This window comes from Undibacterium sp. 14-3-2 (assembly GCF_016595265.1).
Lineage (GTDB): Bacteria > Pseudomonadota > Gammaproteobacteria > Burkholderiales > Burkholderiaceae_D > Undibacterium > Undibacterium aquatile.
The window spans coordinates 885,981-907,810 of sequence record NZ_JAENGS010000001.1; the positions used below are offsets into that span (position 1 = coordinate 885,981).

Consider the following 21,830-nt stretch of genomic DNA (forward strand, 5'->3'; position numbering starts at 1 on the left):
GGATTGAAACTCAGGGGCTGCTGTGGATTCACAACAAGGTTGTAGGTCACTGGATATTGAACGGAGTTGGTATCAAATAAAATAATGTCTATTTGGTACGTTCCAGCATTTAAAGCAGTGAAACTAAAAGAAACAGTATTCGTTATCCCATTCAACTGCCCGGAGTACCCATTTGCTAGTGAAGCGGGTAAACGCGCAGAAGAATTATTAATCGTTCCTGCGAAACCGTATGTGAGGCTGATGGTGCAATAGGTGTTTACTGTGCAAGTATAGTTGCTACCCTGGGCTGGATTGAAACTAATCGGGTCAGCATGCACTGGAAGCGCCGCGCTGAGTATGGTGATGAAGAGGCTGGCAAAAGCCAGCCATCTTATCGAAAAGATGCGTTGTAGCATGGCGCGACTTTCAAATAAATAGAGCGGAACGGGGAAAGAATGTGTCTGCAACGCCAGCGCATTGATGCACTATCAGAGCTCAATGCGAGCATTGACTGCGGAAAAGTGAGCGGTAAAGCACAGATGAGGATTCCATTGTACAGTTTTTATTTTTGCAACAATGAAAATTACCACCGAAGTCCCGACAGTGTTGTTTTTTTTTAAACAGACGCATGAGTATGTGACTAATACGAGACTGCTGACAGTATCAGGGGATGGTTATGCACGAAGATACGTTCAAGGCAATTTGCTGAGGGTATTTGAACATACCGTGAGATGACGTCATGTGTGCATCTGGTTGGCGTGTAGGTTGGGTGCCGTCTTTACTATGCCTTGTCGGGGCAATTTTTCGTTAGTCTCAATGAAATACAACGGGAACTGTTTTTTTACCTTCACCCGCTCAAGCGAGCAGGTGAAGGCTTCTGAATATATCCGGCTAGTGTGTGTTCAGCCGCAAGCGCCGACGTAGCCGCAGGAAACACAACGGCTGCAGCCATCTATCTTTTGCAATGCATACGCGCCGCAATCCGGGCATTTTTTTCCGCTGGGGATATACGATACCGGCGCGGTTTCGGCGACGTAAGTCAGATCGTTGACGCCATATTGTTGCAGGCGGGATTTAAATTTCTCGGCCAGCACATGCACCGGAATCTGATTACCGGAGGCGTCCAGAAAGCCGCGTTTCATCAGGATGCGTTGCAATGCGTAGCCGATGGCAGCCACTTCGGATTCGTGGAACAGCGGCGCTTGTGAGCCGTCGTCTTTGGTCAGCATGCCGCAGCGTACTGTGCCCTTATCCCACACGACTTCACGCATATCGGCCAAGGCTTTTGCGATGGAGCCACCAGAGCGCGCCGCCATTGACAGCAGACGCATGCTGGCGGAAATCCATTGCTGTCCATCGTTTTTCTGACCGGCTGGCATGAAGAATTCAAACGGACGTTCTATCGTAATCAGTTCGCCACCGACCATACCTTGTACGTGTATGAAGCTGACGGTCAGGTACACCGTTTTTTTACCTTCATAGGTGGTGTACTGCACTTTTGAGGTGATTGATTCCAGATCGCCGAAAGGACGTCCCTCAAACTGTTTACGCAGCAAATCTTCATCATGCTGCTGATGCGTGACTGCCGTGGCTGCTTCCGGTTCCGGTGTTGTGCTGGCGACCGATAAGACGCTGCCGAGTATGCTGTTTGGCCGGTAGGTTGCCAGACCTTTGAGTCCGGCGCGCCATGCGTCCATATACAAATTCTGGAAGTCTTCGTATGGATAATCGGCCGGTACGTTGACTGTTTTCGAGATCGCAGAGTCAATATAAGGCTGTACGACCTGCAGCATTTTCATGTGGTCGCTGGCAGACATATTCAGCGCGGTGACAAACTGATGCGGCAATTTGTTGTCGTCGGACACGTCATGTCCCATCGCTCGGTATAAACGCCAGGCGTGATCGGCAACTTCATAAATACGCGCATCGCCAACGGCCATGCGTTTTTTACGGTTATAGACCCATGAAAACGCTGGTTCGATACCGTTCGACGCGTTGTCAGCAAAAGCCAGTGTGATGGTGCCGGTTGGTGCAATCGATAACAGGTGAGAATTGCGCAGACCATTTTTTTCTATGGCTTTACGAACTGCTTTTGGCAGACGTTGTGCGAACTGACCGGATAAATATTTCTGGCTGTCGAACAAGGGGAATGCGCCTTTTTCTTTTGCCAGTTCGGCGGAGGCGAGATACGCCGTATCGCGCAGAACTTCAGATACCTGACGGGCGAATTCGCGCCCTTCGTCGGAATCGTAGCGTATGCCCAGCATCACCAGAGTGCTGCCGATACCGAGAAAGCCAAGGCCGACGCGGCGCTTTGACATTGCTTCGGCTTTTTGCAGATCGAGTGGCCATGCGGTGGCATCGAGCACATTGTCGAGCATGCGGGTCGCCACTGTGATGACGGATTTAAATGCATCAAAATCAAAGCTGGTGCCGAGCGAGAAGGGATTCTTGACGAAACGTGTCAGATTAATAGAGCCGAGGCAGCAGCAGCCATAATCCGGCAAAGGCTGTTCGGCGCAAGGATTAGTCGCTTCGATTTTTTCGCAGTAATACAGATTGTTTTCTGTATTCATACGTGACAGGAACAGAATGCCTGGCTCTGCATGGTCGTAAGTCGATTTCATGACGACTTCCCACAGGTCGCGGGCGCGCAGTGTTTCGTAGACCCACAGACCATCTTCACGCTGGTAGGCGCCTGCGGCTTTGCGGTCTTCACTCGGTTCTGCTTTGTGTACGAGGCAGAAATCCGTATCGGCAGCGACCGCTTGCATGAACTCATCGGTGACGCCGATGGAGATATTAAAGTTGGTCAGGCCGCCTTCGTCTTTGGAGCGGATAAATTCCAGAATATCGGGATGATCGCCGCGCAGCACACCCATTTGCGCACCGCGTCGCGCACCTGCAGATTCAACCGTCGAGCATGAGGCATTGAACACCTGCATGAAGGATACCGGGCCGGAGGCGCGTGAACGTGTACCGCGCACCAGCGCATCCTTAGGACGAATGCTGGAAAAATCGTAGCCGACACCGCCGCCGCGCCGCATGGTTTCAGCGGCGTCTGCCAGTGCCGCGTAAATGCCGGGTTTGCCATCCGTTGGGCTGGATACAGAGTCGCCGACCGGTTGTACGAAACAGTTGATCAGCGTCGCATGTAAATCCATACCGGCTGCGGAATTAATCCGTCCTGCAGGAACAAAACCGTTCTTTTGCGCCCATAAGAATTTTTCTTCGTAATAGGCCTGCACGTCCGCTTGTTCAACGCTGGCGAGAGCCTTGGCGACGCGTGCCTGCACATCATGAATAGTGGCTTCTTCGCCCTTCGCGTATTTTTCTAATAAAACATCGAGAGAGATTTCCTGTGGCGCCATGTCAGTGATTCCCGGGAGTTGTACGTTCGCATTCATTATCGGATTAATTTCTCAGTGAGGATTACAGATTATCGTATCGATTATTGTCTTAAAGCCAGCGCCACTATGATGGGCAGCGCTTCAGTATATGGGGCAGGGGCTGATTTGCCTTGATGGGTATCAAGGCAGACAAAATCCCTGCCTGTTCATCATTTCTTGTTTCAATTCTTACTGATGCAGTAATTTCGCCAGTAAGTAATTGCTATGTTGAAAAGACCCTGATTCTATGACTCAGCTCAGGTATGGTGCCAGAATTGCCATGGTGCGGGCGGTTGCGCCCTGATGCTGTAAAAAAAACGCATGTGCATGTTGTCCCATAGTTTGGCGTTTTTTATCGTCGCCAAGTAAGGCAAGCGCTTCGCGTAGCATACTCCGCGCGCCGTCAACCCGCAAAGCAGCACCGGCTGCAATAGCCTGATCGGTGATTTCGGAAAAATTAAAGGTATGCAGCCCCGTCAGCACGGCTTTGCCCATCGCGCAGGCTTCGATCAGATTATGTCCGCCCAGCGGCACCAGACTGCCGCCGACGAAGGCGACATCAGCAGCGGCATAGTACATATACATTTCACCCATGGTGTCGCCCAGCAATACCTGTACGTCGCTGGCAATTGGCGCGATCGTTGCATGATCGATGCTTGAGCGGCGGACATACGCGATGCCACGCGTTTCCAGCATGCCTGCCACCTGATCAAAACGTTGCGGATGGCGCGGTGTGATGATCAGCAAGGGTTTCTCATGCAGCAACGGAAATTGTTCCTGAAACGCAGCGAGGATCAGTTCTTCTTCACCGTCCCGGGTACTGGCGCACAAGATGACCTGACGCTCGCCAAAACTACGGCGTAAGGCAATGCCGCGTTCCGCCATCAGTGCTGGCGGCGTAACATCAAACTTCATATTTCCTGTGACTTGTGGTTCGCTGATGCCCAGTTCACGCAAGCGTTCCGCATCCGGATTCGACTGCGCTGCAACCGCGCTGATCGCGTGTGCCGCTGGCAGCATCAGGGCGGACAAACGACGTGCTTTGTTCAGCGATTTTGCTGACAGTCGTGCATTCACCAGCGTGACTGGCACCTGCAATTCTTTGCATTGGGCAATCAGATTCGGCCAGACTTCCGTTTCTATCAGCACGCACAATTCCGGAGAATAATGCCGCAGAAAACGGCGCATCATCCAGTTAATGTCATACGGCAAAAATGCCTGCGTCAGCCGTGACGATACATCGGCAAACAGCTTGCCGCCGGTTTCACGTCCGGTCGCGGTCATGTGCGTCAGCAACAGATGATGCTGCGGATACGCATCGAGTAATGCCCGTATCAAAGGCTCGGCGGCGCGTGTTTCACCAGCCGATACCGCATGCACCCAGATCGTCGCCTGTTTTTGATAAGCAGGGAAAAATCCCAGACGTTCGGCGATATGCTGGCGGTAACCCGGCTCACGGCGACCTCGCCACCAGAGACGGAAGACAGCGAACGGTAGCGATAAACCCCAGACGAAAGAATAAAGAAGGCGCATGGATTAGTTTTTTCTGAAATTCACCAGCACGATACCACTGAGTACCATCACGGCGCCAACCGCAAAGCGCGGGCTGACGACATCATTCATCAGCACGACACCGGCCGCGACACCGAACAGCGGCGTCAGAAACGAAAACGCAGACAGGCGCGACGCCAGATAGCGGCGCATCAGCCAGAACCACGCCAGATAACTGGCAAAAGCCACCACCACACTTTGAAACAACATGCTGATCCAGGCGGCTTGATCCCACGCTGCAAACACATTGTCGCCCTGCGCATAGGCAATCGCAGTCAATGCGACAGCTGCACCAGCGAGCTGATAAAACAGCGTGGTCGTTGGCTCTGCTTCAGATAAGCTCGATTTACGTATCACCACCGTTGTCGACGCCCACAGCAGTGCCGCCAGAATACCGAAACTGTCACCGATCAGCATGTCATGCATGGCGCGCGGGTTATTGCCAAACGCGCCGGAAAACGCAATGGCGACGCCACCAAAGGCCATCAATATGCCCAGCCATTGCCGTGCCTGCAGACGTTCTGCTGGAATCAGCCAGTGCAGTGCAAGCACCGTGAAGATGGGAGCTGTGTATAAGAACACCGACATGTGCGATGCCGTGGTGAAATTGAGTCCGTACGAGACCGCCAGAAATTCGCCTGCGAACAGCAGACCCGCCAGCAAACCCGGGCGCAGATGCGGCCCCGTCAGCGTGAACGGAATTTTTCTGAGCGAAATTAAAGCGAGCACTAACATGGCGGCAATGCCAGAGCGTAAGCCGAGTTGTAATGTGGAACTGATGGCATGCGTGGCCATTTTGACCGCCACTTGTTGCAAACCCCAGCACAGGCAAAGCAGTAACATCAGGCCGATGGCGTTGCCGTCGAGGCTCTTGCGGATAGTCATGTGGTAAAAAAGAAAATAATGCAGAAATCTGAAGAAGCAGGACTATACCCTAAGTCGCACGGCGGCTGAGTTTCTTGTTCAGCAAGCGCCAGATATGGCTGATGCTGGCGACCCGTTGCGACTGTATCGTGCGGCGTTTGCGCCAGGTGTCCGGCAAGCCGTACAAGGCGTCACGCTTGGCGCGCAGAATGACCTTGCCCTGACCAACTTTGATGAAGTAGGCAACCGTGATCAGATTCAGTAATAAATGCAAAGGCAGGCAAAGCCAGAACAAGATGCCGGGCATGTTTTTAACGAAAGTCCAGACCAGATTGCGGTGGCCGTAATACACAGAAAAATCGCTGCGTTTTCCGGTTAATGCCGAGCCTACATGATTCGCAACCGACTCCGGCACGTACAAACAGCGGTGGCCGAGCAACTGGTAGCGAAAGCCGAGATCAATGTCCTCGACATAGCAAAAATAATCTTCATCAAAACCACCAATCGCATCGAACACATCGCGCCGGTACAAACCAGCAGCGGCGCAGGTCGAAAAAATTTCCCGGCGTTCTAAAAATGATGGCTGCAATGGCTGCCCGTGCGCCTCGCGCCAGACCAGTCCGCTGACGTGATACGCGTCACCGACGCCATCGAGCAGGGTACGTGTGTTGGCATCCATCAGGCGGCTGCCGAAGATCGCGAATTCCGGCTGTGCAACGGCAGCATCCACTAAGGCTTTGAGCCAGTCCGGTTCAGGAAACGCATCCGGATTCAGCAAAGCGATCCACTCGCTGTCGGGCGCTGCCAGTTTGACGGCGAGATTATTTCCCGCCGCAAACCCCAGATTGCTGCCCGCATGAATCACTTTGACCTGTGGAAACGCCTGTTCTATCGCATGACCGGAGCCGTCGCTGCTGGCATTGTCCACTACGATGATTTCATGCGGCTGATAGGTTTGCGCGCACAGATCGGTGACGCAGCGTTGCAGCAAGTCGCCGCCATTCCAGTTGACGATGACGACGCTGACTTTGGGAGTAGGCGATGAGGGAGCGGCTTGCATGCGGTGATATTCTTTTCAGTTCAAATTGCCGGAGGTGCTGACAGCGGCTGCGTTGTTATAGTAACTGCTGTATTGCCTGTTCGACTTCAGTAACGCCGGGCGGTACGCCATTATCACCGAGGTTGATGATCTTCGGTGACCAGTTTCCTTCGGTTTTCCATTTCGGTGAGGCGCAGTAAATTTCTATGGTCGGTGTTTCATAAGCAGCCGCGATATGCGTCAGGCCGGTATCGACACCGATGGCCAGCGCGGCTGATTGCGCCAGTATCGTGGCTTCTTGCATGGAGAGCGCCGGTAACACCGTTGCATTCGGCATCGCGGCGGCCATCGCTACTGCTTCGGTTTTTTCGGCCGGGCTGCCCCACGGCAGCAGAATCGGTAAATCGTATTGGCGCAGATACGCGGCAATTGCTATCCAGTTGTCCCGCGCCCATTTTTTTGCCGCCCCAGCGGTGCCGTGGAAAAAGACCACGTAAGGTGTCGCCGGTTTCCAGCTGGTATCGCCTGTCGGAACGCGTAAGCCGAAACTGGCCGGTGTGTTGACCACATAGCCTGCCGCTGCGGCAGCGACCAGACGCCCGCGCAAGACAGCATGGGTGTGTTTATCGACCGGTACGCTGAGATCATGAAATAGTCGCGAAACGCCTTCGTAACCAGAACCCTCGGTACCATTCGCCAGACCGACTTTTTTCCCGTTTGGCGTTTTGCGTGCCATGCCCATGATGAGGCCGGTTTTCAGCAGCCCTTGCGTGTCGAGGATCAGATCGTAGGCGTCATGCCGTAACTGGCGGTAAAAACCGGCGATTTCTGCGCGTGTTGTGGCGGAACGCAAACTCTTGCGCCAGCGCCGTAAGGCGAAAGGGATGATATGCCGCACACCGGGATGCAGACGCACCAGATTCACATAGGCTTCTTCGACCACCCAGTCGATTTGCGCACCTGGAAAATGGCGCAGCAGATCATCGACAACCGGCATGTTATGCAGCACGTCGCCAAGGGAAGAAACACGGACCAGCAGAATTTTCACGAGATTGTCAGCAACAAAGGTAAGGACAGATTAAACGAAGAACAGAGTAGCCAGAAGCCGAAATTTTGTGCCTTTTTCATATACTCCCCCTTATTTTTCGTATTTTCGCCTTCATGTCCTTATAAACATTGGGCTGTAGAAAATACTGGGGGGAGTATATTCAGGGCATTTTAAAGGGTTTTTTTTGCCTTTACTGGCCATTATCAGGCCCGTAAAGACTTCAGCACCTTAAAACGGTAACACTGCATCCGGTTTCACCGCCAGCACTGCCTGTTTCATCGCCGCTTGTATGCGTGCCAGCGCGGCGGGTGTTTCTGCTTCAAAACGCATCACGATTACTGGTGTCGTATTCGAAGAGCGTGCCAGACCGAAGCCATCCGGATATTCAACCCGCAGACCGTCAATCGTGATGATTTCATCGGAACCCGGGAAATTTGCATTCGCCTGCATCGCAGCGATGAGTGTGAAATTCTCGCCTTCCGCTAATTTCAGTTGCAGTTCCGGCGTCGAGGCCGATTGTGGCAAGTCATTCAGAGTCGCGGTCATGTCCGTAACGCGACTCAGAATTTCCAGCAAACGGGCACCGGCGTACAAGCCATCATCAAAACCATACCAGCGGTCTTTGAAGAAAATATGCCCGCTCATTTCGCCGCCGAGCGGTGACCCGGTTTCACGCAATTTCGCTTTCACCAGCGAATGCCCGGTTTTCCACATCAGCGGTACACCGCCGCGTGCTTTGACCCACGGTGCGATATGGCGCGTGCATTTCACGTCATACAGAATCTGCGCACCAGGATTGCGTGTCAACACATCTTCGGCAAACAGCATCAGCTGGCGATCAGGGTAAATGATCTGTCCGTCTTTCGTCACAACACCGAGGCGGTCGCCATCGCCATCAAAGGCCAAGCCGATTTCGGCATCGGTGGTTTGCAGGCAACGGATTAAGTCTTGCAGGTTTTCAGCATGAGCCGGATCAGGATGGTGATTCGGGAAAGTACCATCAACTTCGCAGAATAATTCGATCACTTCGCAACCCATACCGCGATACAGATCTGCCGCAAACGCACCGGCCACACCGTTACCGCAATCGACGGCGATCTTGATCGGGCGCGCCAGTTTGACGTCGCCGATAATGCGTTCGAGATACGCTGCCTTGATATCGTGGCTGCGATAGCTGCCGCTGCCCTGGGCAAATTCTTTTTTCAGTATGGTTTGATACAGCGCCAGAATTGCGTCGCCATAAATCGCTTCACCGGCGAGCACCATTTTGAAACCGTTGTAATCCGGTGGATTATGGCTGCCGGTGACCATGATGCCGGACGTCGCACCCAGCACATTGGTACCGAAATACACCATCGGTGTGACAACCACGCCGAGATCGATCACATCGACACCAGTGGATTGCAAACCTTTAGCGAGCGCGGTGATCAGATCGGGGCCGGACAAGCGACCATCGCGGCCAATCACGACGGTCTTTTCACCTTTGGCAACGGCGGCGCTGCCGAAGGCCTGACCAATCAGGTAAGCAACATCAGCATCGAGCGTTTTGCCGATAATGCCGCGAATATCATAAGCCTTGAAAATGCTGGGGGAAAGTAGGGACATAGCAACCTTGCTGATCAAAATGAGATGATGACGGGAATTGTAAATAGCTATTTAATGCAGAACTTTGATGTCGGTCGTGCTGCCTGAGTTGACATGGGATGCCTGCCAGATCAGATCTTCGATGCCGCATTGCGGCTGGTATTCTGCCACTGTTTTTAATAACAGGGCACGTATTTGTTCATAGTCAAATACGGTGCAGGCTTGCTCAAGCGCGGTCAGCGCCAGGCTTAATTGCTCCCAGGGAATTTCATTTTCCTGCGCCCGCATAATCAGCGGGTGGCTGGTGCCTTCAACGTTGTCGCCGATCAGCAGTTCTTCGTACAGTTTTTCACCGGGACGCAGGCCGACGTGCTGTATCTCTATCGTTCCCTGCGGCGTAGTTTCTGATTTCACTTCCAGCCCGCTCAGATGCACCATGCGGCGCGCCAGATCGATAATGCGCACCGGTTCACCCATATCAAGCACAAAGACATCGCCGCCTTCGCCCATGGCTCCTGCCTGCAACACCAGTTGCGCTGCTTCAGGGATGGTCATGAAATAGCGGGTGATTTCAGGATGCGTCAAAGTAATCGGGCCACCTGCCATGATCTGTTTGCGAAACAGCGGCACGACTGAGCCTGACGAGCCCAGCACATTACCAAAGCGCACCATACAAAAACGCGTGCTGTGCTGGCCATGCGAAAACGCCTGCAAAATTAATTCTGCGAGCCGTTTGCTGGTACCCATGACATTCGTAGGACGCACTGCTTTATCCGTGGAAATCAGCACGAAGTTAGCTACTTTCGCCTTGATCGCCGCTTGCGCCACCGCCAGCGTACCGAACACATTATTGCGTATGCCTTCGACAGGATTGTGTTCGACCAGCGGCACATGTTTGTAGGCAGCGGCGTGGTACAGCGTGTCTATGCTACAGGCAGCAAAAATTCTGTCGAGCTTGGCAGCATCAAGCACCGTGCCGAGAAACGGCAGTATCTCGACATCAAGATGAAGCTGAGCGCGCAGCGACAGCAATTCATGCTCGATTGCATATAAAGCGTATTCGGACATTTCCAGTAACACCAGTTTTTTGGGGCGCTGACGCAGAATCTGGCGGCACAGTTCTGAACCAATGGAGCCACCCGCACCGGTGACCAACACATGTTTGCCAGTGATGCAGGTACTCAGTAAACGGGCATCCGGCTCTACCTGATCACGGCCCAGCAAATCTTCAATTTCAACATCGCGCACATCCTGAACACGCAGTTCGCCATTGACCAGACTTTGTATGGAAGGCGTGACTTTAATTTTCAACTTCAGATGTTCGAGCTGATTCAGTATCTGCTTTTGCCGGGTTTTACTGGCCGAGGGTATCGCCAACAGAATCTGTTTGATCCCCAGTTTCACCACCAGCGCATCAATTTCTGCCGGGCTGTAAATCTGGATACCAGCGATCGTTGAGCGGTGTTTTTTTTCATTGTCATCAATAAACGCAACGCAGATATGTTCACCGCCTGCCCGCAATGCCGTAGCGAGTTGCGCCCCAGCTTTTCCTGCGCCGTAAATGCAGACGTGAATCACGTTGTCTGCCATATCGGCGCGCAGAAACCAGCTGCGTGCGAGAAAACGGCTGGCACCGAGATAGAGAATAGAACCGGCCCAGAAAAAGCCGAAGATCGCGCGTGAAATCGGCATAATGTGCAGCATCACGCCGATGAAGGCCAGCAGCAGAACTGATGTGCTGGCACCGATAAAGATCACGCTGATAATTTTCTGATCGATAAAACGAATCACTGCACGGTACAAACCGATGCGGATAAAAATCGGGATAGAGACAACAGGGATAGAAACGATCAGCCAGAAATAATGCCGGAATAACTCGGCGTTAAAACCATCGTAACGCAACCAGATTGCCAGTATGAAGATCAGCGGCAGACACAGCGCATCAAGCGCAGCGGCCATGATTTGCTTCTGCAGGCGGGGGAGATGGAGTAGTGTTTGCAGCATGAAGTTTGTCCTAATGCGTAATGCCGTCGCGACGCAAAACCTTGAAAAAGGTCATCAGCAATATGCGCATATCCAGAAGAAATGACTGATGTTGCAGATAATAGGCATCCAGTTCCACTTTCACCGGAATCGGTAATTCATCACGACCATTAACCTGCGCCCAGCCCGTTAAACCGGGCGGAATCGTATGGACGTTTTTTTCAGTACGTAAGGCAATCAGATCATGCTGATTGTACAGCGCCGGGCGCGGGCCAACGAAACTCATATCGCCGTTCAGGATACTCCACAGTTGCGGCAATTCATCCAGACTTGATTTTCTGAGAAACGAGCCTATCGGCGTCAGATACTGATCCGGGTTACTCAACAAGTGCGTGGCAACTGCGGGCGTGTCTATGCGCATGCTGCGGAATTTCGGCATCTTGAAGATGACATTATTCTTGCCAACACGATCCGACCAGTAAACGGCAGGGCCGCGCGAAGTCAGCTTCACGCACAAGGCGGTAATCAGTATGGGCAACAGCAATATGAGTGTGGCACATACAGCGAGCAGCAGGTCAAAGCAACGTTTCAACATAGTGTTATGGTAATTGTGTCACGGTAGCGGCCAGTCCCTGTTCCACAGTATAGGGCGGAGTCCAGCCTAGTAATGTTTTCGCCTTGGTGATATCGACTTGCAATGATAAACACAGGCGGTCAGCAACAGATTTTTTTCCGGCCAGCGTCGCCGCCAGCGTGAGTAAAGATGGTGGACACGGCAGCAAGCGTGATGGCACCTGCAAGGCTTTGGCGCACGCCTGCAATAATTCAGCGGTCGATAAATCCTGACCATCTGAGACCAGAAAAATTTCTTGCCCCGCATGCGGGTGATGCAGGCAGGTATCGATCAGACTAATCAGATTACCAAGATAGACAAAGCTGCGCTTATTTCTGGTGCTGGCCAGCGGCAGCGGTATACCTTTTTTAACCCAGCGCAGCATGCTTAAAAAATTCGCTTTCACGCCTGCCCCATAGATCAGCGGTGGCCGGATGATCGTTACTGCCATACCGGTTTGCTCACCCAGCTGCAACAGGGCAATTTCTGCTTCACACTTCGATATGCCATACGGGTCTTCGGCGAGGGATACATCTTTTTCGCTGAACGGTTTTCCCGGTTGCGTCAGCTCGCCGTTGACTTTGACGGAACTGATAAAAATAAACTGGCGCACTCCCGCCGCTGCCGCTTGTCTGGCCAGCGCCAGTGTGGCGTCGACGTTGACACGACGGAACAAGGCCAGCGGATCAGCCGCTGACTCTTGCATCACATGCACACGGGCCGCGCAATGAATCACCGCGTCAATCTCATGCAAATGAGCAGACCAGTCGAGATCAGGAGAAAGTTCTGGAATCAGCGGGTTTGCCATCAGTGGGGATTGATAGCTGAGCGGCTGACGGCTAGGGCAGATCAGTGGGCGATTTTGCCCAAGAAAATATCTGGCGACTGCCTGCCCGACAAATCCACTCGCACCGGTAATGAAGATACGCTGGACCATATCAGCGCGCGCCGCTTGTACGGCGTGAATAGACAAAATATTTACGCGATAAAAATTTCAGGAAACTGCGGATAAACCAATTCGCATGCGGCGACAACAGACTGCGGTTTTTATGTGCCGCAAAATGTATCGCCTGCAGTTGCGGGTAATAACGCACACCTTTTCCCAACATCAGATACGAGCGATAGCAAAGATCGACATCTTCAAAATACATAAAATAGCGATCATCGAAGCCCTGCAGCGCTTCGTAGTGGCGCGCATCGAACGCTAAAAACGCGCCCGAAGCCCAGTCTGCATGAAACGGCGCTGTGATTTTTTCTTTATCGTAGGCTTGCGTCAGCGAGCGTACGACGGCCATACGCAATGGCGAAAGAAAATCCGGAAACAAACGGATATTCGCATCAGTCCTGAGGTGATTTTCATCTTTAAACAGATTCAGGGTTGCCAGTGGAAACTGATCACGCTGCATTTCTTCAACCAGTTGTCTGAGCGTATCCGGGGTGATGGAAATATCCGGATTCATGACGACGAATATGTCGCCTGAGCGCAAGCCGACACTATTTTGTATTTGCCGGAACAGAAAATTATTGTTCGCACCGAAGCCCAGTCCTGCAGAGGCATCGGTATAAGAGACACCGTGCTGGTGGCAGTAATCTTTTAATTTTGCGGATGGCAGATTATCTTTGAGCCACAGATGGATATCGTCATGCTGGCCAAGTAATCCGCCCAGCCGGGTTGAGATCAGCAGATCTTCATGTCCATGACTGATGATGGCAACATGAATCATAAGTGAACGATTCCATTCATATTTGGGTGTGAGTACATGCTTGCTGGCATCTGCTTTACTGTGCTGTCACGGCACGCGGCGTATGCGATTGCTGTGTTGGCGTACAGAGTAACAGCATTCGCTTTGCCCGCGATGAACTATTCCTTACCAGTATCTATGCCAGACTATCCGTCAACGCCGTTTGCCACGATGGCAACGTCAATCCGAAAGTGCGGCTGATTTTATCTGTGTTCAGACAGGAATTGACCGGTCTTGTTGCAGGTGTCGGGTATTCGCTGGCAGGAATTCCATGCACAACGGGTGCTGGCTTGTTCAGGAAACCACGGCTAGTCGCCTGACGCAGAATTTCTTTGGTAAAGCCACACCAGCTTGTGTGTCCGGTTGTCGTCAGATTATATAAACCCTGATATTGTGACCACCATTGTGAGCTATCCGGTGCGGCCAGCAGTTGCGCCAGAATCTGACAAGTGGCGTCGCTGATGGCTTTAGCCGATGTGGGTGCTCCCCACTGATCGTTGACGATACGCAGTTCGTCACGCTCATTCGCCAGCCGTAACATCGTCAGCAGGAAATTTTTACCGAAGCGTGAATAGACCCAGCTGGTGCGGAAAATCAGGTGACGGCAGCCACTGGCGATAATAGCTTGCTCGCCTGCCAGTTTCGTTGCGCCATAGACATTCAGCGGATGGGTGGCTTCTGTTTCTGTATAACTTTTTAAACCGGCTTGGGCATCGCGCAAACTGCCGTCAAAGACGTAATCTGTCGAATAGTGAATCAGACCAATATTGTGCTTTTTTGCTGCCGCAGCAAAGGCCGCTGGCGCTGCCACATTGATCGCTTCTGCTAATTCAGTTTCTGACTCTGCTTTATCGACTGCGGTATAGGCGGCCGGATTGATAATCAGATCTGGCTGTATCGCATCAATATACGCAGTAATCGCAGCTGCATCGCTTAAATCAAGCTGGCTGCGATCAGGGGCGATCACTTCATGCTGCGCACTGAGTTGCTGCTGTAAAGTATGGCCCAGCTGTCCCGTGACGCCGGTCAATAAAATCTTCATTCAAATACCTCGGCATCAGCGAGCAGTTTTCCTTGCTGATCTTTAGCAGACATCACCGGGTCGCCCTGAATCGGCCATTCAATACCAATTGCAGGATCATTCCATTGCAATGAGCGTTCGTATTCCGGTGCCCAGTAATCCGTGGTTTTATAGAGGAATTCCGCTTTATCGCTGAGCACAACAAAACCATGTGCAAAGCCAGGCGGGATCCAGAGCTGGCGCTGATTTTCTGCAGACAGAACGACACCGGTCCACTGGCCGAAGCGTGGTGAGCTTTTGCGGATATCAACAGCCACATCAAACACTTCGCCGGTCACTACGCGCACCAGTTTTCCTTGCGCCTGTTTGATCTGATAGTGCAGGCCACGCAGGATATTTTTTGCTGAGAGTGAATGGTTGTCCTGAACAAATTCAACATCGACACTCGTCAGTTCAGCAAACTTTTTCGCATTGAAGCTCTCAAAGAAAAAACCACGTTCGTCACCGAATACTTTCGGTTCTATGATCATGACTTCTGGCAGATTGGTAGAAATAGCTTTCATGGTTTAAAACGTCTTTTTCTCTAAGAGGTTCAACAAATAACGGCCATATTCATTTTTCTTCAGCGGCTGTGCCAGCGTTTCGAGCTGCGCGGCGCTGATGTAGTTACGGCGGAAGGCGATTTCTTCAGGACAGGCGACTTTCAAGCCCTGGCGCTTTTCTATCGTCGCGACGAACTGACCTGCTTCCAGCAAGGATTCGTGGGTGCCGGTATCGAGCCATGCCATGCCACGTCCCATCAGTTCGACGTTGAGTTCACCTTGTTTCAGATAAACGTTATTGACATCGGTAATTTCAAGTTCGCCGCGTGGCGATGGTTTGATATTGGCGGCGATATCGCATACTTGCTGATCATAAAAATACAAGCCTGTCACCGCGTAATTCGACTTAGGTTTTGCTGGTTTTTCCTCGATGCTCAGTGCTTGTTTGTTAGCGTCAAAATCAACTACGCCATAGCGTTCAGGATCATGCACGTGGTAAGCAAACACGGTTGCGCCCTGATTTCTGGCATCGGCATTGCGTAATTGCGGTTCGAAATCGTGGCCGTAATAGATGTTGTCGCCCAGAATCAGTGCAGAAGGAGAATTGCCGATAAATTCTTTACCGATAATGAACGCTTGCGCCAGACCATCTGGCGATGGTTGCACTGCATATTGCAGGTTGATGCCCCATTGCGAACCGTCGCCAAGTAACTCAGAAAAACGTGGCGTATCTTGTGGCGTAGAGATAATCAGGATATCGCGAATACCTGCCAGCATCAGCGACGTCAGCGGATAATAAATCATCGGTTTGTCGTATACCGGCAGCAATTGTTTAGATATTGCCTGTGTGACCGGGTAGAGGCGCGTGCCGGAACCACCGGCCAGAATAATGCCTTTGCGGGTACTTGATGTAAAACTCATGCTTGTTCCTTGTTACTGTATTGCAGATCAACCCATTTCATGTAATCGCCGGATTGTACCTGCGCGACCCACGCATCATTGGCGAGATACCATTCCACTGTTTTGCGCAGGCCAGTCGTGAACGTTTCAGCCGGTTTCCAGCCGAGTTCGCGTTCGATTTTGCGCGCATCAATAGCGTAGCGGCGATCGTGACCCGGGCGGTCGGTGATGTGTTTGATCTGATCGCGGTAACTGCCTTGTGCTTTAGGTTGTAATTCGTCCAGTAAATCGCAAATGGTATGAACGACACTGAGATTGGTCTGTTCGTTCCAGCCGCCGACGTTGTAGGTTTCGCCCAGGCGCCCATCTTCAAGGACGCGGCGGATTGCTGCACAATGATCTGTCACAAACAACCAGTCACGCACTTGCTGGCCATCGCCATACACTGGCAAGTCTTTACCTGCGCGGGCGTTGGTAATAATCAGCGGAATCAGTTTTTCCGGGAAATGATAAGGACCATAGTTATTCGAACAGTTCGTCGTTAAGACTGGCATGCCATAAGTATGGTGATAAGCGCGAACCAGATGATCGGATGCAGCTTTCGATGCAGAATACGGGCTGTTCGGCGCGTAAGCAGTTGTTTCGCTGAATGGCGGATCTTCCGGACCCAGCGTTCCATACACTTCATCGGTTGATACATGCAGAAAACGAAAGTCCTTTTTTTCCTGAGCTTCGAGTGTATTCCAGTAAGCCCGCGCAGCCTCTAACAGGCTGAACGTGCCATTAACATTGGTTGTGACGAAAGCTGCCGGACCATGAATCGAGCGATCTACATGGCTTTCTGCCGCAAAATGCACGATCGCACGTGGCTTATGTTCTGCAAACAATGCTGTCAGTTTGTCGCCGTCGCAGATGTCACCCTGGACAAAAATATGCCGGTTATCGTGACGTAAGCTTGTAAGATTGTTTAAATTGCCAGCATAAGTCAGTTTGTCATAATTGAGCACTGTCTCATCAGATTGTGCCAGCCAACTTAATACAAAATTAGCGCCGATAAATCCAGCGCCGCCTGTGACGAAAATCATAACTAACCCCTGTCTGAACCGCTTATTTTTAATACCCAACCCGCGATTTTACTTGAGATAAGCCCGAAGTCGTTCTATTTTGTGATGATTTAACGCTGTAAAATTAGTAACAATTATTTGTGTTGATGTAGTTTTAATATGTCTGAAAGAGTATTTTTTCATGTCTGCCCGCATTTTTAGCTTTCACTTCGTTGAGCAGCTTGCTTTGTTTTTTGATTTTCCAATGATGCATACATGTTTGCATATGCATATACGCTATTCGCGATACGCATCGTTGACTTGGGATATCAGGTATCCCTTGAAATAATCAGAATCAGCCTTATTTATAGGTGTAACGTGTATTTGAATGGAGAAACAGGATGCAAGAACAAGAAAATCATCAGGCTGAAAACCCTGCTACTACAGTTGAGAGCGCTGAAGTTGCAGCAGCGGAGACTGTTGTAGAGCAGCAAAATGATCCAGCGAATGACGCAGCAGCAAAAATTGCTGAGTTAGAAGCGCGGATTGCTGAGCTGCAGGATGCTTTTATGCGCGCCAAAGCTGATGGTGAAAATATCCGTCGCCGTGCGCAGGAAGATATCGCGAAAGCACATAAATTTGCGATAGAAGGTTTTGCTGAAGCAATGGTGCCGGTCAAAGACAGTCTGGAAATGGCCTTGAAAGTGGAAACGCCATCCATTGATTCTTTAAAAGAAGGCGTGGAAATTACGCTGAAGCAATTGAATTCTGCATTTGAAAAAAATCGTTTGCTGGAAGTGAATCCAGCACAGGCGGAAAAACTTGATCCGACTAAACATCAGGCTGTCTCTATGGTTCCGGCAGAGCAAGAGGCCAACACTATCGTGACTGTACTGCAAAAAGGCTACACGATTGCTGATCGTCTTTTGCGCCCGGCTTTAGTGACCGTTGCGCAAGGAAAGTAAGAAAAACGTAAAAAAAACCGCATAAAACGCTTGAAAAGCGGGTTTTTTACCTTATATCCGGAACAGACGAGTTGGTTTTGCTGCTAAATTCAGACCGACTCACCAACATTGACAAATAAAATCTACATTCTAAGGGAAATATCATGGGAAAAATGATTGGTATTGATTTGGGTACAACCAACTCTTGCGTTGCGATCATGGAAGGCGGCCAGCCGAAAGTGATTGAAAATGCAGAAGGTGCGCGCACGACACCATCGATTATCGCGTATCAGGAAGACGGCGAGATTCTGGTCGGTGCCTCTGCAAAGCGTCAGGCAGTGACAAATCCGAAAAACACTTTATTTGCGGTCAAACGTTTGATCGGCCGTAAATTTGAAGAAAAAGAAGTGCAAAAAGACATCAGCCTGATGCCTTACACGATTTCCAAAGCAGACAATGGTGATGCGTGGGTTTCTGTACGCGATAAGAAATTAGCGCCACCACAGATTTCTGCTGAAGTTTTGCGCAAAATGAAAAAAACCGCCGAAGACTACCTCGGTGAAGAAGTGACAGAAGCGGTTATTACCGTTCCTGCTTATTTCAATGATGCGCAACGTCAGGCGACGAAAGATGCAGGCCGTATCGCTGGTCTGGATGTGAAACGTATCATCAACGAACCAACGGCTGCTGCATTGGCGTTCGGTCTGGATAAAAAAGAAAAAGGCGATCGTAAGATTGCTGTGTATGACCTTGGCGGCGGTACTTTCGACGTTTCCATTATTGAAATTGCAGACGTTGATGGCGAAATGCAGTTTGAAGTGTTGTCGACTAACGGCGATACCTTCCTCGGTGGTGAAGATTTCGATCAACGTATCATTGATTACATCATTACTGAATTTAAAACGATCAACGGTCTGGATTTGTCCAAAGATCCTATCGCTTTGCAACGTATCAAGGCTTCGGCTGAACGTGCGAAGATTGAATTGTCCAGCGCACAGCAGACAGAAATCAATGAGCCATATATCGCGATGGCGAATGGCGCACCGGTGCATCTGAACTTGAAAATCACGCGTGCCAAACTGGAAGCGCTGGTCGAAGAGCTGGTTAAGAAAACTATAGAACCTTGCCGTCTGGCGATTAAAGATGCTGGCGTTAAAGTATCTGATATCGACGACATCATTCTGGTTGGTGGTATGACCCGTATGCCTAAGGTTCAGGAACTGGTTAAAGAGTTCTTCGGTAAAGAACCACGTAAAGACGTGAATCCGGACGAAGCAGTAGCGGTCGGTGCAGCAATTCAGGGTTCTGTATTGTCCGGTGATCGTAAAGATTTGTTGTTGCTGGACGTGACACCATTGTCGTTGGGTATCGAAACTCTGGGCGGCGTGATGACGAAGATGATACAGAAAAACACGACGATCCCAACTAAATTCAGTCAGGTGTTTTCGACTGCTGATGATAACCAGCCAGCAGTAACGATCAAAGTGTTCCAGGGTGAGCGAGAAATCGCTGTCGGTAATAAAGGATTGGGCGAATTCAATCTGGAAGGTATTCCACCAGCAGCACGTGGCACACCACAAATTGAAGTCACGTTCGATATCGATGCGAATGGTATTTTGCATGTAGGTGCAAAAGACAAAGCAACCGGTAAAGAAAACAAAATCACTATTAAAGCAAACTCCGGTTTGACTGAAGAAGAAATTCAGAAAATGGTGAAAGATGCTGAACTGAACGCGGAAGAAGACAAAAAGGTTAAAGAACTGGCTGAGTCCCGCAATCAGGGGGATGCATTGGTGCACTCAACCAAAAAAGCGCTGGCTGAACATGGCGACAAACTGGACGCAGGCGAGAAAGAAAAAATCGAAGCTGCGATCAAAGAGTTGGAAGATGTGTTGAAAACTGGCGACAAAGTTGAGATCGATACTAAACTTGGTGCTTTGTCGACGGCATCGCAGAAGCTGGGCGAAAAGGTCTATGCAGATATGCAGGCACAGCAAGCTGCTGCTGGTGCAGCGGGCGGTGCGGCAGATGCTGACGCAAAATCTAAAGATGACGATGTTGTTGATGCAGACTTCAAAGAAGTCAAAGACAATAAGTAATCCCTAGTCTGACGGGCTTGCCCGTCATCACTCGCCGGGTGGCTCGCGCTTGCGTTGCTGGCCCGGCGTTTGCGCTTAATACAGAGGTTAACAAGAGATGGCGAAGCGTGATTTTTATGAAATTCTCGGCGTCGGTAAAAACGCTTCAGAAGACGAAATTAAAAAGGCTTATCGCAAGCTGGCGATGAAGTACCATCCGGATCGCAATCCGGATAACAAGTCTGCTGAAGAAAAATTCAAAGAAGCCAAAGAGGCTTATGAGATGCTTTCTGACAGCCAGAAACGGGATGCCTACGACCGTTACGGTCATGCTGGTGTTGATCCGAATATGGGCGGTGGCGGCGGTGGCGCAGGAGCTGGCGGCTTTGCGGATGCGTTCGGCGACATCTTCGGTGATATTTTCGGTGGTGGTCGTCGTAGTGCAGGACCACAAGTTTATCGCGGTGCTGATTTGCGATATAACCTCGAGATCACACTCGAACAGGCCGCTAATGGATTTGATACGACGATACGTGTTCCAAGCTGGGACGAGTGCGATACTTGCCACGGCTCTGGCGCAAAACCAGGCACGTCACCGGTAACATGTACCACTTGTGGCGGGCACGGTCAGGTGCGCATGCAGCAAGGTTTGTTTAGTATCCAGCAAGCCTGTCCTAAGTGTCATGGCACAGGGAAAATGATTCCTGATCCATGTACCGCTTGCTCAGGTGTTGGTCGTATCAAGCGCAATAAGACACTGGAAGTTAAAATTCCAGCCGGGATAGACGATGGCATGCGTATCCGTTCATCGGGTAACGGTGAGCCTGGCGTCAACGGCGGGCCTCCGGGTGATTTGTATGTAGAGATACATATCAAGCAGCATCCGGTGTTCCAGCGCGAAGGCGACGATCTGCATTGCGAAATTCCAATTTCCTTTGTGAAAGCGGCTCTGGGCGGCGAGATTGAAGTACCTACGCTGAGTGGCAAAGCATCGTTCACTGTACCGGAAGGAACGCAGTCAGGTAAAACTTTCCGTTTGCGTAGTAAAGGCGTGAAGGGTGTACGTTCTGGTTATGCCGGAGACTTGTTCTGTCACGTTGTGATAGAAACGCCAGTCAAGCTGACTGAAAAGCAAAAGCAACTGTTGAAAGATTTTGAGCAGTTGACGGTAGAAGGCGGGGCGAAGCACAACCCCCAAAGTAAAACCTGGATGGATAAAGTAAAAAAATTCTTTGAATAATTTTGCTAAAAAAAAGCCCCGTTGATGTTGAACGGGGCTTTTTAACGTTTACTTCCCGTGTTGTCGGAGATCGGTATTTTGATGCAGGCATCAGGCGGATAAATTTGCTGCTAAATTAGAGAGCGGACTCCAAAATCAGGACTGACGATACGCCCAGGAATCGGTTAAGCTAAAGAGCCAATATAAAAACTACATTATAAGTAGCGGTGCCCGGATTTATCAGCGACAGCATCTTATCAGCCAAGCCAGATCAATCTGGAATCAATAAAA

General features: G+C 50.8%; 17 protein-coding genes. 3 read left to right on the plus strand and 14 right to left on the minus strand.

The features are described from left to right. Nucleotides 1–881: 881 nt before the first annotated feature. From Undi14_RS03950 to rfbB, 14 genes are all read right to left on the minus strand, one after another. Nucleotides 882–3,386, minus strand: coding sequence for an adenosylcobalamin-dependent ribonucleoside-diphosphate reductase (locus tag Undi14_RS03950; RefSeq protein WP_200177974.1), 2,505 nt, complete (start codon nt 3,384–3,386; stop codon nt 882–884). Between the two features lie 234 nt (nt 3,387–3,620). Continuing rightward, a complete protein-coding gene (gene waaA, locus Undi14_RS03955) occupies nt 3,621–4,901 on the minus strand; it encodes a lipid IV(A) 3-deoxy-D-manno-octulosonic acid transferase (RefSeq protein ID WP_200177975.1) in 1,281 nt (426 codons plus the stop codon). Nucleotides 4,902–4,904: 3 nt separating this feature from the next. Then, a complete protein-coding gene (locus Undi14_RS03960) occupies nt 4,905–5,804 on the minus strand; it encodes a DMT family transporter (RefSeq protein ID WP_200177976.1) in 900 nt (299 codons plus the stop codon). Between the two features lie 49 nt (nt 5,805–5,853). Next, complete coding sequence (locus Undi14_RS03965; RefSeq protein ID WP_200177977.1) at nt 5,854–6,843, minus strand: glycosyltransferase family 2 protein; 990 nt, start codon at nt 6,841–6,843, stop codon at nt 5,854–5,856. A gap of 55 nt (nt 6,844–6,898) precedes the next feature. After that, nucleotides 6,899–7,870 carry a lipopolysaccharide heptosyltransferase I gene (waaC, locus tag Undi14_RS03970; RefSeq protein ID WP_200177978.1) on the minus strand — a complete coding sequence of 324 codons (972 nt, stop codon included), beginning with the start codon at nt 7,868–7,870 and terminating at the stop codon, nt 6,899–6,901. A gap of 228 nt (nt 7,871–8,098) precedes the next feature. After that, nucleotides 8,099–9,475, minus strand: coding sequence for a phosphomannomutase/phosphoglucomutase (locus Undi14_RS03975; RefSeq protein ID WP_200177979.1), 1,377 nt, complete (start codon nt 9,473–9,475; stop codon nt 8,099–8,101). A gap of 51 nt (nt 9,476–9,526) precedes the next feature. Then, a complete protein-coding gene (locus tag Undi14_RS03980) occupies nt 9,527–11,413 on the minus strand; it encodes a nucleoside-diphosphate sugar epimerase/dehydratase (RefSeq protein ID WP_304941611.1) in 1,887 nt (628 codons plus the stop codon). Between the two features lie 55 nt (nt 11,414–11,468). Next, nucleotides 11,469–12,029, minus strand: a complete 561-nt coding sequence (locus tag Undi14_RS03985; protein WP_186884972.1) for a sugar transferase — start codon at nt 12,027–12,029, stop codon at nt 11,469–11,471. A gap of 7 nt (nt 12,030–12,036) precedes the next feature. Next, nucleotides 12,037–12,987 (minus strand): SDR family oxidoreductase, encoded by a 951-nt coding sequence (locus tag Undi14_RS03990; RefSeq protein WP_200177981.1) that lies wholly within the window; start codon nt 12,985–12,987, stop codon nt 12,037–12,039. A 1-nt stretch (nt 12,988) separates the two neighbouring features. Further along, nucleotides 12,989–13,774: a glycosyltransferase gene (locus Undi14_RS03995; RefSeq protein ID WP_200177982.1), complete on the minus strand. Its 786-nt coding sequence runs from the start codon at nt 13,772–13,774 to the stop codon at nt 12,989–12,991. 154 nt (nt 13,775–13,928) lie between these two features. Beyond that, nucleotides 13,929–14,834, minus strand: coding sequence for a dTDP-4-dehydrorhamnose reductase (gene rfbD, locus Undi14_RS04000; protein WP_200177983.1), 906 nt, complete (start codon nt 14,832–14,834; stop codon nt 13,929–13,931). Beyond that, nucleotides 14,831–15,376: a dTDP-4-dehydrorhamnose 3,5-epimerase gene (gene rfbC / locus Undi14_RS04005; protein WP_200177984.1), complete on the minus strand. Its 546-nt coding sequence runs from the start codon at nt 15,374–15,376 to the stop codon at nt 14,831–14,833. The genes rfbD and rfbC overlap by 4 nt, the downstream gene beginning before the upstream one ends. 3 nt (nt 15,377–15,379) lie before the next feature. Continuing rightward, complete coding sequence (rfbA, locus tag Undi14_RS04010) at nt 15,380–16,276, minus strand: glucose-1-phosphate thymidylyltransferase RfbA (RefSeq protein ID WP_186884884.1); 897 nt, start codon at nt 16,274–16,276, stop codon at nt 15,380–15,382. Continuing rightward, on the minus strand, nt 16,273–17,340 hold the full coding sequence (gene rfbB / locus Undi14_RS04015; protein WP_200177985.1) for a dTDP-glucose 4,6-dehydratase: 1,068 nt from the start codon (nt 17,338–17,340) through the stop codon (nt 16,273–16,275). Before rfbB ends, rfbA begins: the two co-directional genes overlap by 4 nt. Nucleotides 17,341–17,699: 359 nt before the next feature. On the opposite strand from rfbB, the gene grpE reads away from it, so the two are divergent. The 3 genes from grpE (at nt 17,700) to dnaJ (ending at nt 21,560) form a co-directional block, all read left to right on the plus strand. Next, nucleotides 17,700–18,263, plus strand: a complete 564-nt coding sequence (gene grpE / locus Undi14_RS04020; protein WP_200177986.1) for a nucleotide exchange factor GrpE — start codon at nt 17,700–17,702, stop codon at nt 18,261–18,263. Nucleotides 18,264–18,406: 143 nt separating this feature from the next. Next, nucleotides 18,407–20,341 (plus strand): molecular chaperone DnaK, encoded by a 1,935-nt coding sequence (gene dnaK / locus Undi14_RS04025; RefSeq protein ID WP_200177987.1) that lies wholly within the window; start codon nt 18,407–18,409, stop codon nt 20,339–20,341. Nucleotides 20,342–20,438: 97 nt separating this feature from the next. Continuing rightward, entirely contained in the window at nt 20,439–21,560 is a 1,122-nt protein-coding gene (gene dnaJ / locus Undi14_RS04030; RefSeq protein WP_200177988.1) for a molecular chaperone DnaJ, read from the plus strand. Nucleotides 21,561–21,830: the final 270 nt, after the last annotated feature.